The organism is Oleiagrimonas sp. C23AA, assembly GCF_011759385.1.
Taxonomy (GTDB): domain Bacteria; phylum Pseudomonadota; class Gammaproteobacteria; order Xanthomonadales; family Rhodanobacteraceae; genus Oleiagrimonas.
In genome coordinates this window covers 330941-346458 of record NZ_JAARLY010000002.1, presented here as the reverse complement: position 1 = coordinate 346458, position 15518 = coordinate 330941, and the positions used below count along the sequence as shown (strand labels likewise).

10 protein-coding genes are annotated in these 15518 nt (G+C 64.2%); 2 read left to right on the top strand and 8 right to left on the bottom strand.

The annotated features are described in order from the left end of the window. Positions 1-50 precede the first annotated feature (50 nt). From ppnN to sucC, 4 genes are all read right to left on the bottom strand, one after another. Positions 51-1460, bottom strand: coding sequence for a nucleotide 5'-monophosphate nucleosidase PpnN (ppnN, locus tag HBF24_RS04540; RefSeq protein ID WP_167169612.1), 1410 nt, complete (start codon positions 1458-1460; stop codon positions 51-53). Positions 1461-1625: 165 nt separating this feature from the next. Next, the gene (locus tag HBF24_RS04535) at positions 1626-3287 is read right to left on the bottom strand and encodes an NAD+ synthase (RefSeq protein WP_167169609.1); all 1662 of its coding nucleotides are present in this window, start codon (positions 3285-3287) and stop codon (positions 1626-1628) included. Between the two features lie 82 nt (positions 3288-3369). Beyond that, complete coding sequence (gene sucD, locus HBF24_RS04530) at positions 3370-4242, bottom strand: succinate--CoA ligase subunit alpha (protein WP_167169606.1); 873 nt, start codon at positions 4240-4242, stop codon at positions 3370-3372. Positions 4243-4259: 17 nt separating this feature from the next. After that, positions 4260-5420 (bottom strand): ADP-forming succinate--CoA ligase subunit beta, encoded by a 1161-nt coding sequence (gene sucC, locus HBF24_RS04525; protein WP_167169603.1) that lies wholly within the window; start codon positions 5418-5420, stop codon positions 4260-4262. A 248-nt stretch (positions 5421-5668) separates the two neighbouring features. On the opposite strand from sucC, the gene HBF24_RS04520 reads away from it, so the two are divergent. Both HBF24_RS04520 and HBF24_RS04515 read left to right on the top strand, forming a co-directional pair. Then, positions 5669-7291, top strand: coding sequence for a HAMP domain-containing sensor histidine kinase (locus tag HBF24_RS04520; protein ID WP_167169600.1), 1623 nt, complete (start codon positions 5669-5671; stop codon positions 7289-7291). Between the two features lie 76 nt (positions 7292-7367). Further along, on the top strand, positions 7368-8795 hold the full coding sequence (locus HBF24_RS04515; RefSeq protein WP_167169598.1) for a sigma-54 dependent transcriptional regulator: 1428 nt from the start codon (positions 7368-7370) through the stop codon (positions 8793-8795). Between the two features lie 93 nt (positions 8796-8888). Here HBF24_RS04515 and HBF24_RS04510 read toward each other — a convergent pair whose 3' ends face one another. The 4 genes from HBF24_RS04510 to HBF24_RS04495 form a co-directional block, all read right to left on the bottom strand. Then, positions 8889-10496: a response regulator gene (locus HBF24_RS04510; protein ID WP_167169595.1), complete on the bottom strand. Its 1608-nt coding sequence runs from the start codon at positions 10494-10496 to the stop codon at positions 8889-8891. 21 nt (positions 10497-10517) lie between these two features. Then, a complete protein-coding gene (locus tag HBF24_RS04505) occupies positions 10518-10967 on the bottom strand; it encodes a response regulator (RefSeq protein WP_167169592.1) in 450 nt (149 codons plus the stop codon). A 17-nt stretch (positions 10968-10984) separates the two neighbouring features. After that, complete coding sequence (locus HBF24_RS04500) at positions 10985-12760, bottom strand: ATP-binding protein (RefSeq protein ID WP_167169590.1); 1776 nt, start codon at positions 12758-12760, stop codon at positions 10985-10987. A 134-nt stretch (positions 12761-12894) separates the two neighbouring features. Further along, positions 12895-15273, bottom strand: coding sequence for a GH92 family glycosyl hydrolase (locus HBF24_RS04495; RefSeq protein WP_240922185.1), 2379 nt, complete (start codon positions 15271-15273; stop codon positions 12895-12897). Positions 15274-15518 lie beyond the last annotated feature (245 nt).

The following is a 15518-nucleotide window of genomic DNA, read 5'->3' as shown; positions in this document are numbered from 1 at the left end:
CTATTGTCTGCACGCAGAGACTTTTCGTCAAGCCCCTGCGTGCAACTTTTTTACGCGCCTTCGCGCACCACGCGATAGCAAGGCTCGTAGTCGCTGCCACCCGGCAGCTTCATGCGGTGCTGAACCACGAAGGCCTGCAGCAGCTCATCCAGCGCCTCCATGATATCGGCGTCACCGTCGATCAGGAACGGGCCGCTCGTCTCGATGGCGCGGATGCCTTCCTCCTTGACGTTGCCTGCGACGATGCCGGAGAACGCGCGGCGCAGATCGGCCGCCAGCTCGTGACGCGGCGCGTCATGACGGATACGGAGATTCGCCATGGCCTCGTGCGTGGGCGGGAACGGCTGCTGGAACTGGTACGGAATATTGAGCGTCCAGTTGAAGAAGAACGCGTCCTTGTTGTCCAGACGGTGATTGCGCACCCGATCGATGCCACGCACCATGCTGCGCGCGACGGCGGCCGGATCATCAATGATGATCTCGTAGTGCTCGGCCACCGACTCGCCCAGTGCCAGACGCAGGAAACGGTCGATCTGCTCGAAGTAAGGCGCCGCCTCGCGCGGACCGGAGAAAATCAGCGGGAACGGCACACCCGCATTGTCTGGATGGGTGAGAATGCCCAGCAGGTAGAGGATTTCCTCAGCCGTGCCGACCCCACCCGGAAACACGATGATGCCGTGACCGATACGCACGAAGGCCTCCAGGCGCTTCTCGATATCGGGCATGATCACCAGGTGATTGACGATCGGATTCGGCGATTCGGCGGCGATGATGCCCGGCTCGGTGACACCGATATAGCGGTTGTGCCGACGACGCTGCTTGGCATGCCCGATGGTGGCCCCCTTCATCGGGCCCTTCATGGCGCCAGGACCGCAGCCGGTACAGATGTCGATGCTGCGCAGGCCCAGCTGATAGCCGACCTGCTTGGTGTATTCGTATTCGTCGCGGGCGATGGAGTGACCGCCCCAGCACACCACCAGGTTCGGATCCACTTGCGGGCGCAGGATGCGCGCATTGCGCAGGATCTCGAACACGGAGTGCGTCAGGCCAACGCTGTCGTCAAGGTTGAAGCTGCCCTGTTCGGCCTGCGTGGCCACATAGATAATGTCGCGTACCACCGCTACCAGCAGCTCGTTGATGCCGCGGATGATCTGGCCGTCGACAAAGGCCTGCGCCGGCGCGTGGGTCAGTTCCAGCTTGATGCCGCGATCCTGCTGCAACACCTGGATGTCGAAGTCCGGATACTGCTCGAAAATCGAGCGCGGATCGTCGCTCATGTGGCCGGAGGTCAGCACCGCCAGCGCGCAGCGGCGCAGCAGGGCGTGCAGACCCGAACCGCTGGCGTCGCGCAAGCGGGTCACTTCGTTGCGCGAAAGCACGTCCAGGCCACCGGCCGGCGTGATGCGGGCGCTGACCGTGGGCGGCAGCGTGATGTTCTTGTTCTTGGGTGAATCGTTCATCTGAAGCTTTTCTCCTGACCGCCCCGCGGCGGCATCACACCCGAATGCCGGAGCCCTCTCCGGCGGGCGACCTTGTAGCATCGTGGCAGGCGCACGGGCGGTCAAGCATGCCGCCACCCGTGCACCATGGACCGACCAGTATCGGCACGGCGCGTTGCCAAAGCTTTACGGGCGCCAGCCCGAGGTGATCGGGTAACGGCGCTCACGGCCAAAGGCACGCCGCGTCACGCGCGGCCCCGGCGCCGACTGGCGACGCTTGAACTCGTTGATCAACACCAGACGCAACACGCGACGCACGGTCTCGGCCTCGAAGCCGGCGGCGACGATATCGGCCTGCGACTGCTCGCCCTCGATGAAGCGTGCCAGGATGGCATCGAGCTGGTCGTAATCGGGCAGCGAATCCTGATCGGTCTGATCCTCGCGCAACTCGGCCGAGGGCGGGCGCTCGATCACCGCCTCGGGAATGGCCGGACCTTGCGTATTGCGCCAGCGCGAGAGCGCGTAGACCTGGGTTTTGTAGACATCCTTGAGCGGCGCGTAGGCGCCACACATATCGCCATAGAGCGTGGCGTAGCCCACCGCCATCTCGCTCTTGTTGCCGGTGGCCAGCAGCAGCCGTCCGTGCTTGTTGGACAACGCCATCAGCATGGCGCCACGCAACCGCGACTGCAGGTTCTCCTCGGTGATATCCGGCCCCTTGCCGGCGAAGGCCGGTGCCAGGGTCTGGGCCAGCGCGGCAAAACCGCTTTCGATTGACAGCACGTGATATTCCACGCCCGCGGCCTCGGCCTGCAGGCGTGCGCCATCGAGCGACAGTTGCGAGGTGTAGCGCGAGGGCATCATCACCGCCGTGACCGAACCGGGGCCCAGGGCATCCACCGCCAGCGCCAGTGTCAGCGCCGAATCGATGCCGCCGGAAAGCCCCAGCAGCACCCCGGAAAAGCCGTTCTTGTGCACATAGTCGCGCAGACCCATGACCAGGCCACTGTAAAGCGTGGCCAACTCGCCGGTGTCCGGCGCGTCGGGCTGCGGCCAGTCCACCGCCTGGAAGCGGCGCGTGGCGCTGTCGAACTCGGTGATCAGCAGCGCTTCGGCAAACGCCGGCGCCACCGCCGCGACGCGGCCATCACCATCGACCAGCACCGAGCCACCATCAAACAAAAGGTCATCCTGGCCGCCGACCAGGTTCACATAGGCCACGCCGACGCCATGCTTGCGGGCCTGACGCTTGAGCACGTCGAGGCGTTGCGCATGCTTGCCCACGCAATAGGGCGAAGCGTTGATCACCACCAGCAGTTCGGCGCCGGCAGCACACGCGGCCTGCACCGGCGCCTCCACCCAGATGTCCTCGCACACCAGCAGCCCCACGCGCACGCCATCGATATCGACCACGCGGCAGTCGCTACCCGGCGTGAAGTAACGCTTTTCGTCGAACACCGCGTAGTTGGGCAACGCATGCTTGGCATAACGCGCCAGCTCGGCACCATCGCGCAACAGGCTGGCAGCGTTCATCAGCGGCGGCTCGGAGGCGCTTTCGTCGGGCGTGTAGGTGGCCTCGGCCACGCGCGCCGGATGCCCGACCAGCACATCGATACCGCGACAGGCCTCGGCGATTTCGGCCAGCCCGCGATCGCAGGCCTCAAGAAAGCTCGGGCGCAGCAGCAAGTCTTCGGGCGGATAGCCACTCAAGGCCAACTCGGGAAACACGGCCAGCCCCGCACCGGCCTCGCGAGCGCGCGCCGCAAGGTCGATAACGCGACGCGTATTGGCCTCAACGGCGCCAACGGCGAAATCGTGCTGGGCCAGCGCAAGGCGCAACGTGGCCATGAGTTCTCCTTACCTTGAAAAAACAAGGGCCGCGGAAATTCCGCGGCCCTCGCATATTACGTGAGGCAAACCGCGGCGCGGTTTACTTCATCTTTGCCGCCAGGGTCTTGCCCAGGTCGGCCGGCGATTTGACCGTGGTCACGCCCGCCTTCTCCAGCGCGGCGAACTTGGCCTCGGCCGTGCCCTTGCCGCCGGAGATGATGGCGCCGGCATGACCCATGCGCTTGCCCGGAGGGGCCGACGCACCGGCGATGAACGACACCACCGGCTTGGTCACGTACTCGGCGATGAACTCGGCCGCATCTTCCTCGGCGCTGCCGCCGATCTCGCCGACCATGATGATGCCTTCGGTGCCCGGATCGTCCTGGAACAGCTTCAGGCAGTCGATGAACGACAGGCCATTGATCGGATCGCCACCGATGCCGATGCAGGTGGACTGACCGAGGCCTTCCTGCGTGGTCTGGTAGACCGCTTCGTAGGTCAGCGTGCCCGAACGCGAGACGATGCCCACCTTGCCCGGCGTGTGGATGTGGCCCGGCATGATGCCGATCTTGCACTCACCCGGAGTGATGACGCCCGGGCAGTTGGGGCCGATCAGCACCGTTTCCGGATGCTCCTTGAGCACGTTCTTCACGCGCAGCATGTCCAGCACCGGGATGCCCTCGGTGATGGCCACGATCACTTCGATGCCGGCGTCGACCGCTTCCAGGATGGAATCGGCGGCGAACGGCGGCGGCACGAAGATCACCGACGCATTGGCGCCGGTCTCATCGACCGCTTCGTTGACGCTGTTGAACACCGGCAGACCGATGTGCTCGGTACCGCCCTTGCCCGGCGTGACGCCGCCGACAATCTTGGTGCCGTAATCGATGGCCTGTTCGGCATGGAAGGTACCCTGCTGGCCGGTGAAGCCCTGCACGATCACCTTGGTATCTTTGTTGACGAGAACGCTCATGCTTTTCTCTCTCTCCCTCAGGCCGCCGCGGAAACCGCCTTCTGGGCGGCGTCGTTGAGATCATCGGCCGGCGTGATCGCCAGACCGGAGTTGGCCAGCAGCTCGCGGCCCTTCTCGACGTTGGTGCCCTGCAGGCGCACCACCACCGGAATGGTCAAACCCACTTCCTTGACCGCGGCAATGATGCCCTCGGCGATCAGGTCGCAGCGCACGATACCGCCGAAGATGTTGACCAGGATGGCCTTGACCTTGTCCGAGGACAGGATCAGCTTGAAGGCCTCGGTCACGCGCTCCTTGGTGGCGCCGCCGCCCACGTCCAGGAAGTTGGCCGGCTCGCCGCCTGCCAGCTTGATGACGTCCATGGTGGCCATGGCAAGACCGGCACCATTGACCATGCAGCCGATGCTGCCGTCCATGGTGACGTAGTTGAGGTTGTGCTGGATGGCGGCCGCTTCGGCCGCATCTTCCTGGGTCGGGTCGCGCATGGCGGCCAGATCCTTGTGGCGGAACTCGGCGTTGTCGTCCGAGTTCACCTTGCCGTCCAGGGCAGCCAGGTTGCCGTCCTCGAGAATGGCCAGCGGGTTGAGCTCAACCAGCGACAGGTCCTTCTCGTTGAACAGCTTGTACAGGCCCAGCATGATCTTGGTCAGCTGACCGACCTGCTTGGGGTTCAGGTCCATGGCAAAGCCCAGCTGACGGCACTGGTACGGCTGCAGACCCTCGACAAAATCCACGGCGATGGTGTGGATGTCTTCCGGAGTGTCCTTGGCCACCTGCTCAATGTCCACGCCGCCGTGCTTGGAGGCGATGAACGACACGCTCTTGGTGTCGCGGTCGACCAGGATGGACAGGTACAGTTCCTTGGCGATGTCGGTGGCATCGGTGACCAGCACCAGATTGACCGGCAGCGCGCGGCCGCCGGACTGGTAGGTGGCCATCTTCGTGCCCAGCATGCCGGCTGCGGCCGCCTTCACGTCATCCAGACTGCGGCAGAACTTGACGCCGCCAGCCTTGCCACGGCCACCGGCGTGAATCTGCGCCTTGACCATCCACTGCGTGCCACCCAGAGCCTTGGCCGCCTCGACGGCCGCATCGGCGCTATCGGCCACCTTGCCCGGCGGTACGGTGATGCCGTACTGGGCGAACAGTTCTTTTGCCTGATACTCGTGGAAGTTCATTCGGTACCTCGAGCGAACGAAAAAACATGCGGACGCGACAGGCCGGCGAAAGACGCTGGCGGGGCGAGCGCGGTTGAGTGCGTCGGGGGTGCGCGAGCAGACCAGCTGGCCCGGGGCGACCCATACGAAACGGCCCGTTATTGTCCCGGATACGCCCGCCGATGGAAAGGGCCGGTCCCGAAACAGACGGCGGCGCGCCCCGCTATACTGCCGCCAATGTCTTTCGAATCGGTGAGTTAGAGTCCGCCATGCCCGCCCGCGCCGCCCGCAGCCAGGCCGCCACACAACGTCAGGAACTGCTGTTCCTGTGCTGGTATCGGGTCGCCCAGGCCCTGATCTATGTGGTGCTGGCCTTCAGCCCGGCCTCGGCACGGCTGACCGTGCTCAAGGCACCGGCTCCCACCCACCTCCTTGCGCTGGCGATGGCGGCGCTGGCGCTGGCCGGGTTGTGGCGCGCCCAGCGCGGCGTGACCCGCGTGCAGGCGACCGTAACGGCACTACTGAGCGTGGATGTGCTGGGCGCGCTGGCCGCCGCCACCCTGATCTCGGACATGCACACCGGCATCACCCTGATGCTGGTGATCAACATTGCCGTCGGTGCGCTGCTCTTGCCATTGCGCCTGTCGCTGTTCTTCGCGGCGCTGGCATCGCTGGGCATGATCGCGCGGGCCATCGTGCTGCTGACGCCCGGCGCCGACCTGGGCCACGAGCTGCTGGAGCCGGGTCTTTTCGGGCTCGCGTACATGGCCTCGGCCCTGCTGTGCCATTCGCTGGAACGGCAAATGAAGGCTACCCATGCGCTGGCCGAGCAACGGGGGCTGGATCTGGCCAACCTGGCACAGGTGAACGAGCTGATCATCCGGCGCATGAAGACCGGCGTGATGCTGGTCGACGATGCCAACCGTGTGCACCAGCTCAATGAATCGGCGTGGGTGCTGCTGGGCAATCCACCCCCACAGGAGCGCGATCTGGGCACGCTGGCGCCGGAGCTGTCACGCCGGCTGTTCCAGTGGCGCAGCTACGGCAAGCTGGACGAAACGGCGGTGGCGCTGGCCGACGGCACACCCGAGGTGGTGCCTCGCTTCACCCGCCTGGCCGCCAACGACGATTCCCACGTGCTCATTTTTCTTGATGACACCTCGCTGGTATCGCGGCGTGCCGAGGAGCTCACCCTGTCCTCGCTGGGCCGGTTGTCGGCCTCGATTGCCCACGAGATCCGTAATCCGCTGGCGGCCATCCGCTATTCAGCGCAACTTCTGGCCGAGTCGGAAGGCCTGGACAACGCCGACCTGCGCATGGTCGAGATCATCAATAACCATTGCTCGCGGCTCAACGAGATCATCGAGAACATCCTGCAACTATCGCGCCGCGAGCGCTCGCGGCCGGAAACGCTGGATCTCAATGCCTGGGCGCTGAGCTTTGTCGACGAGTTCAAGCAGGGCGTGGACCTGGGCAGCGATTCGCTGCGTGCCATCGTGCAGCCGCGCGCCGTGGAGGCGCTGGCCGATGCCCAGCATCTGCAACAGGTGGTCTGGAACCTGGTACAGAACGCGCTGCGCTACGGTCGCATGCCGGGCGAGCCGGCCCGCGTCATGGTCATCGCCCGGCACGCCTCCGAGGTTGGCCCACCCCTGATCGAGGTAGTCGATCGCGGGCCGGGCATCCCACCCAAGGTGGCCGCGCAGATCTTCGAGCCGTTCTACACCACCCACGAATACGGCACCGGCCTGGGCCTCTACCTGGCCCGACAGATGTGTGAAGCCAACCAGGCCACGCTCGAATATGTGCCGGTGGCCGGCGGCGGAAGCTGCTTTCGCATCACACTGGCGGCCCCGGCACGCGCGCCAGGATTCAGCCCTGTACCCGCGTGATGTCGATTTTTTGGCGGCCGACGTCTTCACACGCTAATCTTGGCGTGTTTCGTCCTCGACAAAGGAATGCATCGTCATGAGCAAACAGCGCGTCCTGGTGGTGGATGATGAGCGCGACATCCGCGAATTGCTGACCATCACCCTGGGCCGAATGGACCTGGACGTGGACGCAGCGGCCAATGTCAGCGAAGCGCGCCAGTTGCTGGGCACGCGGCATTACGAACTGTGCTTCACCGACATGCGCCTGCCCGATGGCTCGGGACAGGAGCTGATCGAGCTGATCGCCGAGCAGCATCCCGAAACTCCCGTCGCCATGATCACCGCCTATGGCAACGTGGAAGCGGCCGTCACTGCGCTCAAGGCCGGCGCTTTCGACTTTGTCTCCAAACCGGTCGATATCCAGTTGCTGCGCCGGCTCGTGCACACCGCGCTTGAGCTCGATCAGCAGCGCCGCAGTGGACAGGCCGAGTCCCGTGCCCAAGCCGCCGGTGAGCGCCTGATAGGTCAGTCGCCGGCGATGCAGCAGGTTCGCGCCACCATCGCCAAGCTGGCGCGCAGCCAGGCGCCGGTGTACATCAGCGGCGAGTCGGGGGTGGGCAAGGAGTTGGTTGCGCGACTGATTCACGAACAGGGGCCGCGTGCACAGGGCCCGTTCGTTCCGGTCAACTGCGGCGCCATTCCCTCCGAGTTGATGGAAAGTGAGTTCTTTGGCCATCGGCGCGGCAGCTTTACCGGCGCCCATTCAGACAAGGAAGGATTGTTCCAGGCGGCCCAGGGCGGCACGCTGTTCCTGGACGAGGTCGCCGAACTACCCATGCACATGCAGGTCAAGCTGCTGCGCGTGATCCAGGAAAAGGCGGTTCGCCCGATCGGAGGACGCGGTGAAGTCCCGGTGGATGTTCGCGTGCTGTCGGCCACACACAAAGACTTGGCGCACCTGGTCGAAGAGGGACAGTTTCGGCAGGACCTTTTCTATCGCATCAACGTCATTGAATTGAACGTGCCGCCACTGCGTGAGCGCGGCGAGGACGTGCCACGTCTGGCCACGGCGATTCTTGCGCAACTGGCCCGCGAAAGTGAGGAGCATGAGGTCAAGCTTGGCCGCGACGCGCTCCAGTCCCTTGAGAGCTATCCATTCCCGGGTAACGTCCGTGAGCTGGAAAACATCCTTGAGCGGGCCATGGCCATGTGCGACGGGGACGAGATCGAAGTGGCCGACCTCATGCTGCCCACGCGCGCGCCACGGGTGCCCGGCGACGAACCGCTGGAACGCGCCAGCGAACCGGGAGAGTCGTCGATCTCCACCACCGGCCCGGCCACTGCGGCAGCACGCGGCGGAAGTACCGGTGGCCAGCCGCTGGACGACTACATTTCCAATCTGGAGCGCGAGGCGATCATGCGCGCGCTGGAGGAGTGCCGTTACAACAAAACCGCGGCGGCCAAGAAGCTGGGCATCACCTTCCGCGCACTGCGCTACAAGCTGAAGAAGCTAGATATCGAATAACCGGGCCGGCTTTAGCCACCCGGCAAGCAAAACGGCCGCCCTTCACAAGGCGGCCGTTTTGCTGTCGTCGCTGGCGCCCCGGGGACGCTCGACTCAGTCCTGCTCGCCGTCGGCCTGGGTGCCGTCGGTCTGCTCATCCTCGCGATCGGCCCGGGCCAGCTCCAGTGAGCGCTTGGTCGCGCGCAACAGGGAGCCGACATTGACCGGCTTCTCAAGCACCTGAAGATGCGGCAGCGGCGGCAACTCTTCCAGGTTCGGTGGCGCCTCGGGACGGGTCAACAGCAACACCGCGCCGTTGTAGTTTTTCTCCATCAGCGCCACCAGCGTGCGCACGCCGGTCAGCAGGTTCATGTCTGCGTCCATCACCACCATGTCGGGCAAACCCGACTGGCCGATGGCCTGCAGCGCCGCAGTACCACTCTGACTGGTGCGCACCTGGTAGCCGTAGCTGTCCAACGTGTCGGACAGCAGCGACAGCTGGGCCGCCTCCTCGACCACCACCAGCACCTGCTCGCCATCGCCGTATGGCATGGCATCGGAATCGTCCAACTCGGCGGCATCACGCAGCGGCAGGTACAGGTGGAACGTGGTGCCCTCGCCGACCTCGCTTTCCACACGCAGCACGCCTTCATGACTGCCGACGATGCGCTTGCACGAGAGCAGACCCAGTCCGGTGCCATCGTCCTTGGTGGTGAAGAACGGCTGGAACAGGCGCTCAAGCACCTCCGGCGTCATGCCGGTACCGGTATCGCTGACGCTCAGGCGCAGATACGTGCCCGGCCCGCTGGCGGCTTCGCCTTCGTTGAAGAAGCCATCATCCAGCTCCACCTGACGGGCGTGCAGATTCAGGTGCCCGCCCTCGGGCATGGCCTGCATGGCGTTGAGGCACAGATTGAGCAGGCATTGCTGCAGCTCGGTGTGGTTGCCCTCGAACTCCTGCTCTGGATCATCGGCATCGATGTTGAGCGAAATCTTTTTCGGTACGCTGCCCTGCAGCAGCAGACCCAGTGCGTCGAACAGGCCGCCCACGCGTACCCGCTCGGCACGGCGGGCGCCGCGCGCGAAGGTGAGCATGGAGGTCACCATTTCCAGGCCGCGCCGTCCGCAGTCGCGCACCAGGTCGCCCAGACGGCGCAGGCGCGGATCGTCGCTGTAGTCATCCAGCGTGTCGGCGGCCAGCAGCAGTGGCTGCAACAGATTGCGCAAATCGTGCGACAGGCCACCGGCCAGCAGCGCCAGGCTTTCAAAGCGCTGCGCGCGCATCAGCTCGTTTTCGGCATGCTCGCGCGCGCGCTGTTCATTGGCCTCACGCAGCGCGCGGTGCACGGCGGTGGCCATGCGCGTCATGTTGTGCTTGAGGATATAGTCGGTGGCGCCATTGCGCAGGGCGCGAATGGCCGCGTCCTCACCGATGGTGCCGGAGACGAAGATAAACGGCAGCAGGCGATCACGCTCGCGCAAAAGCTCCAACGCGCGATGCCCGTCAAAGCCGGGCATGGACAGATCCGACAACACGATGTGCGGATCGAACTCGTCCAGCGCGGCCAGATACGCCTGCTCGTCGGCGACCAGACGCACCTCGCAAATCAGGCCGTCATCGCACAATTCGTCGATAATCAGCTCGGCATCGAGCTCGGAATCCTCGACTTGTAGTATTCGTACCCGGGTGGCAGCGGCGGCCGCCGATTTACCGTCTTGCATGGATGCGCCTGCCTCTCAGCATCAATCGTCCGACTCCGGAGCCTCGTTGAGCACCGCCCAGAATTGGCCAAGCGTCTGCACCGCATCAAAGAACTGGCGCACATCCACCGGTTTGACCACATAGGCGTTGACGCCCAGATCCCAGCTGCGCGCCAGATCGCTTTCCTCGCGCGAGGAGGAAAGAATCACTACCGGTACGCGCTTGAGTTTTTCGTCGCTGCGCAGGTGCTTGAGCACTTCCAGACCATCCATACGCGGCATTTTGATGTCCAGCAACACCACCGCCGGCAGTGGCTTAGGATCACCCTCGAAGCGGCCGGTGGAGTTGAGGAAGTCCAGCGCTTCGACGCCGTCTTCCACGTGCACCACTGGGTTGGCCAGCTTGGCTTCGCGCAGCGCGTCGATGGCCATTTCGGCATCGGCGGGGCTGTCTTCGGCCAGCAGGATGGTGCGCAATTCCTTCTTATTCATAAATATGTTTGCCGACTTCAGGATTGGGCATCGGCCGAGGCCGACGCTGGAAGTGAGAAGTGGAACGTGGCGCCCTTGTCCGGCTCGCCCTCGGCCCACGTGCGTCCTCCGTGACGCGCAACAATGCGGCGGACGTTGGCCAGGCCAATGCCGCTGCCGGTGAATTCCGAGGTCTTGTGCAGACGCTGGAAAACACCGAACAGCTTATTGACGAAGCGCATGTCGAAGCCGGCGCCGTTGTCCTTGACGCTGAACAGGTAGTCGCCCCTCGAACTACGCTCAGCGGTAATTTCAATGATCGCATGTTCGCGCTGACCGGTGTACTTGACGGCATTACCGATCAGGTTCTGCCACACCGTGCGCAGCATATTTTCATCGCCCACCACCACCGGCAGCGGCTGGATGCGCCACTCGATATCGCGCTCGCCGATATTGGACGTGGTCAGTGAGCGCGCTTCTTCGGCCAGCGACTGCATATCCACCGACTGCATGCGCATGGCGCCGCGGCCCAGGCGTGAATAAACCAACAGGTCGTCGATCAGTGAAGCCATGCGGCGCGCCGCATCGCCAATGATGTCCAGATAATGCGCCGAGCGCTCGTCGGCACTGTCGCCCAGATGCCGCGCCAGCTTGTCGGAGAAGCCGGCAATGTGGCGCAGCGGCGCGCGCAGATCGTGCGACACCGAATAGCTGAAAGCCTCCAGCTCGCGGTTCACATCCGAGATCTGCTCGATCTTGCCTTCCAGCTGGCGATTGAGCTCGAACACCTGCTCCTCGGCCATGCGACGGGCCGAGACATCACTCACCGTCAGCAGCAACACCGCGTGCGTGCGCTCGGGCAATTCCATCTGACGGGCGTTGATCACCACATGGCGATCGACGCCATCCTGGGTCGTCTGCTCCAGGTCGAAGTCCCATAGCTCGCGGCTACGCGCCATGACATCGGTCAGACGCTGCAGCAGTGCCTTGTCCGACCACGCGCCCTCGCCCACTTCGGAAAGGTGACGCGAGCCCTCGCGCGCCGGGTCATGTCCATACAGCTCGACGAAGGCGGCGTTGACGCTGACCGTGCAAAGCTCGTCATCGAGCACTGCGATGGGCTCACGTACCGCCTGCACGATCGACTGTGCCCGCGCCACGGCCTCACGCGTCTCGCGCTCGGCCAGAAGCCGTCGGGAAATCTGACGCTCGGACACCACCACCACGATGAACAGCAGCACCAACTGCGCAGCGGTGGTTACCGCCTGCACGAAATGCAGGCGGTGCGTGCGCTCAGTTGCCGAGGCGCTGCGCTCGGTCATCAGCTGCTCTTCGGTCTGTACGATGTCCGCACCCAAGCGACGGAAGTGAAACATCTTCTGCCCATCACTGAGCGCCGCATAGGCACGTTTGACATCACCCTTGCGCGCAAAGTCGGCCGCTTCGGCCAGCAACTTCATGCGTCCACGCACGACCGCTTCGAAACTGCCGATACGCACCTGCTGGGAGCTGTTGTCGACAGTGAGGTTGCGCAGATTGTTCAGCAGGTCGGGCACTTCGCGGGCATCGTTCTGCAGACGGAACTGCATGAACTTGGCGTCACCAAAGTCATTGATCGACGAGTAAACCGCCGCTTCCATGTCGCGCACATGGAACAGCACCCGGTAAACCACGCTCTTGACCTCGGCGGTGTGGGCCACCCAGGTGCGCGCCTTCATGGCGCTATTGGTACTGTCACGTGTTACCAGGTACGGCAGGGCGACACTGACACTGACTACCAGTAGCAGACCTACCAGACGCCAGCGCAAGGCCATCCTTTCACCGATGCGTCCCGCCACTATGGATTCTCCCCGAGCGTTGCTCACAATATAAGCGGGTGATTCTTGCATGAAACACCTGAGCGCAAGCAAACGCGGCCGCACCGGCCGCGCTTGCCTTGCCTTTCAGGTTATGAGCCGTATGGCGTCATCGAGTAGGGCCGGGCCGCATCGGAGGTGGCCCAGTGCGTATTGGGCTTGGCCTGCATGTCAAAGCGCAGCGTGCCACCGGCCATGATCTGGCCGTGGGTGATGTAGCTGCGGTCCAACGCCTTGCCATCGAGCGTCACGTTACCCACATACGGGTGCGTCGCATCCAGGTGATGGGCCTCGATCGTGAAGGTCTTGCCGTTGGGCAGATGCACCACCGCCTTGTCGACGAAGGGGCGGCCAATCACGTACTGATTGCTGGCTGGCGCCACCGGGTAGAAGCCCATCGCGGTGAAGATGTACCAGGCCGACATCTGGCCCAGATCATCATTGCCGGCCAGGCCGGTTGGCGTCGGCGCGTACTGCGTGTCCATGATCTGCTTCAGGCGGTGCTGGGTTTTCCAGGGTGCGCCGGCGTAGTCGTACAGGTACGCGATGTGATGGCTGGGCTCGTTGCCGTGGGCGTAGTAGCCGATCAGGCCGGAAATATCCTCGACGTTGGCAAACTCCTTCGGATCGACCTTGGCGTCGAACACGTGGTCGAGTTTGGCGATCAGCTTGTCGTCACCTCCCAGCACGCGGATCAGGCCGCCGATGTCCTGCGGCTCGTACCAGGAATACTGCCAGGCGTTGCCTTCGGTGTAGTCACTGCCGTAGCCGGCCGATGCCGGATCGAACGGCGTGCGGAAGCTGCCATCGCTCTTGCGCGCGCGAAGGAAGCCGGTCTTGGGGTCGAACGAGTTGCGCCAATAGCCGGCACGCTTGGCAAAGCGCTGGGCGATGGCATCGTCGCCCATGGCGTGGGCCATGCGCGACAGCGTCCAGTCGTCAAAGGCGTATTCCACCGTCTTGGAGGCCGCTTCGGGCTCCTTGTCGATGGGCACGTAGCCCAGCTTCATGTACCAGCCCAGACCGCCATACGGCTTGTAGGTGGCACTGGCGACCATGGCCTTGAGCGCGGCCTTGGTGTCGAAACCGCGAATGCCCTTCATGTAGGCATCGGCGATTACCGGCACGGCGTGGTAGCCGATCATGCACCAGGTTTCCAGGCCCTGATAGGCCCACACCGGCAGGATGCCCCACGGGCTCGATTCCTGCGCGGCGACCAGCGACTGCACGAAGTTGTCCACACGCTTGTTGGGCTGAATCAGCGTCATCAGCGGCTGCTGCGCGCGGTACACATCCCACAGCGACCAGGTCGAGTAGAAGGTGAAGTTCTTGGCCTGATGGATGCCGTGATCGGGGCCGCGATACTGGCCGTTCACGTCCATGGCCAGGTTCGGCGCAATCATGGCGTGATACATCGAGGTGTAGAAGTTCTTCAGCGTCTTGGCCGGCGCGCTGACATCAATGGCCGACAGCGCCTTGACCCAGTCGGCCTTGGCCTCGGCGCGGCGCTGGTCGAAATTCCAGCCCTTGCCGTCGGCATCCAGGTTGGCGATGGCGTTGGCCTCGCTCACCGTGGAAATGGCGACCTTGGCCTCCAGCGGCTTATCGAGCTTGCCGAAATTGAACACGCCTTCCAGCGCACGGCCCGAGACCGCGTCGGTGTCGGACGGTGAATTGCCCGGGCCCGTGAAGCCCTTGTAGAGCACGTGCTGCTCGCGATCCATCAGCTGGCGCGAGAGCATCTTGTCGGAAAAACGGATGGCGAAGAACAGCTGCCGACCCGGCGCCCAGCCACGCGTCTCGCGCATGCCGGTGACGGTGCCGTCCTTGCGCACATTCAGCCGCGCCCAGGACACCTTGCCCTTGTAGTCGTAGATGCTGGGGCGAAGATCCAGCAGCACATGCGCCGGCTCGCCCTTCTCGAAGGTATAGCGATGCCAGCCCACGCGCGCACCGGCGGTCAGCTCCACGCGCACATGGTTGTCCGGCAGCGTGACTGCGTAATAGCCCGGCTGCGCGGTTTCAGTGCTATGGCTGAAACGCGAGCGATAGCCCGAGCCCGGCTTGGACGGCTCGCCCGCATCCAGGTGCACCTTGCCGCCGATCGGCATCAGCAGCACATCGCCCAGGTCCGAATGCCCGCTGCCGGAAAAGTGCGTATGCGAAAAGCCACGGATGGTCGGATCGTCATAGCGATAACCGGCCGCCCATTTGTAGGCATGCTTGAAGTCCGGCATCGCCGTGTCCGGGCTGAGCTGGATCATGCCAAACGGCACCGTGGCGCCCGGGAAGGTGTGGCCGTCGCCACCGGTGCCGACCATCGGGTCCACCTGCGACCAGGCCGCGGTGCCCGAATCGACATGTTTGACCGTGTCCGCATGCGCCTGCGCGCCTGCGCCAGCGACCAGTCCCGCCATCAACAACGACAACCCCTGACGCCTGCCGCGCCCGCGCCTACCGGCTACATGCATGGTGATACCCCTTGGATCGTTATAAATTCTTGGCAATACTCGGCAGTCCATTGACGCCACGTCATGTTGCACTGCACGATTTTCATCGTCGTACGTACGCGGCATCATGCCAACTTTAGATCGTTTCAATCCGTGAAGGGAGACCGCAACGTTGAAACGCCCCCCATGTCGAGCCCGTCGCCTGTTCCGGCGCGACGACGTCCCCCGCGGACGCCGTCTGCCCTGCGCCCGGCCCGAGGTTAAGC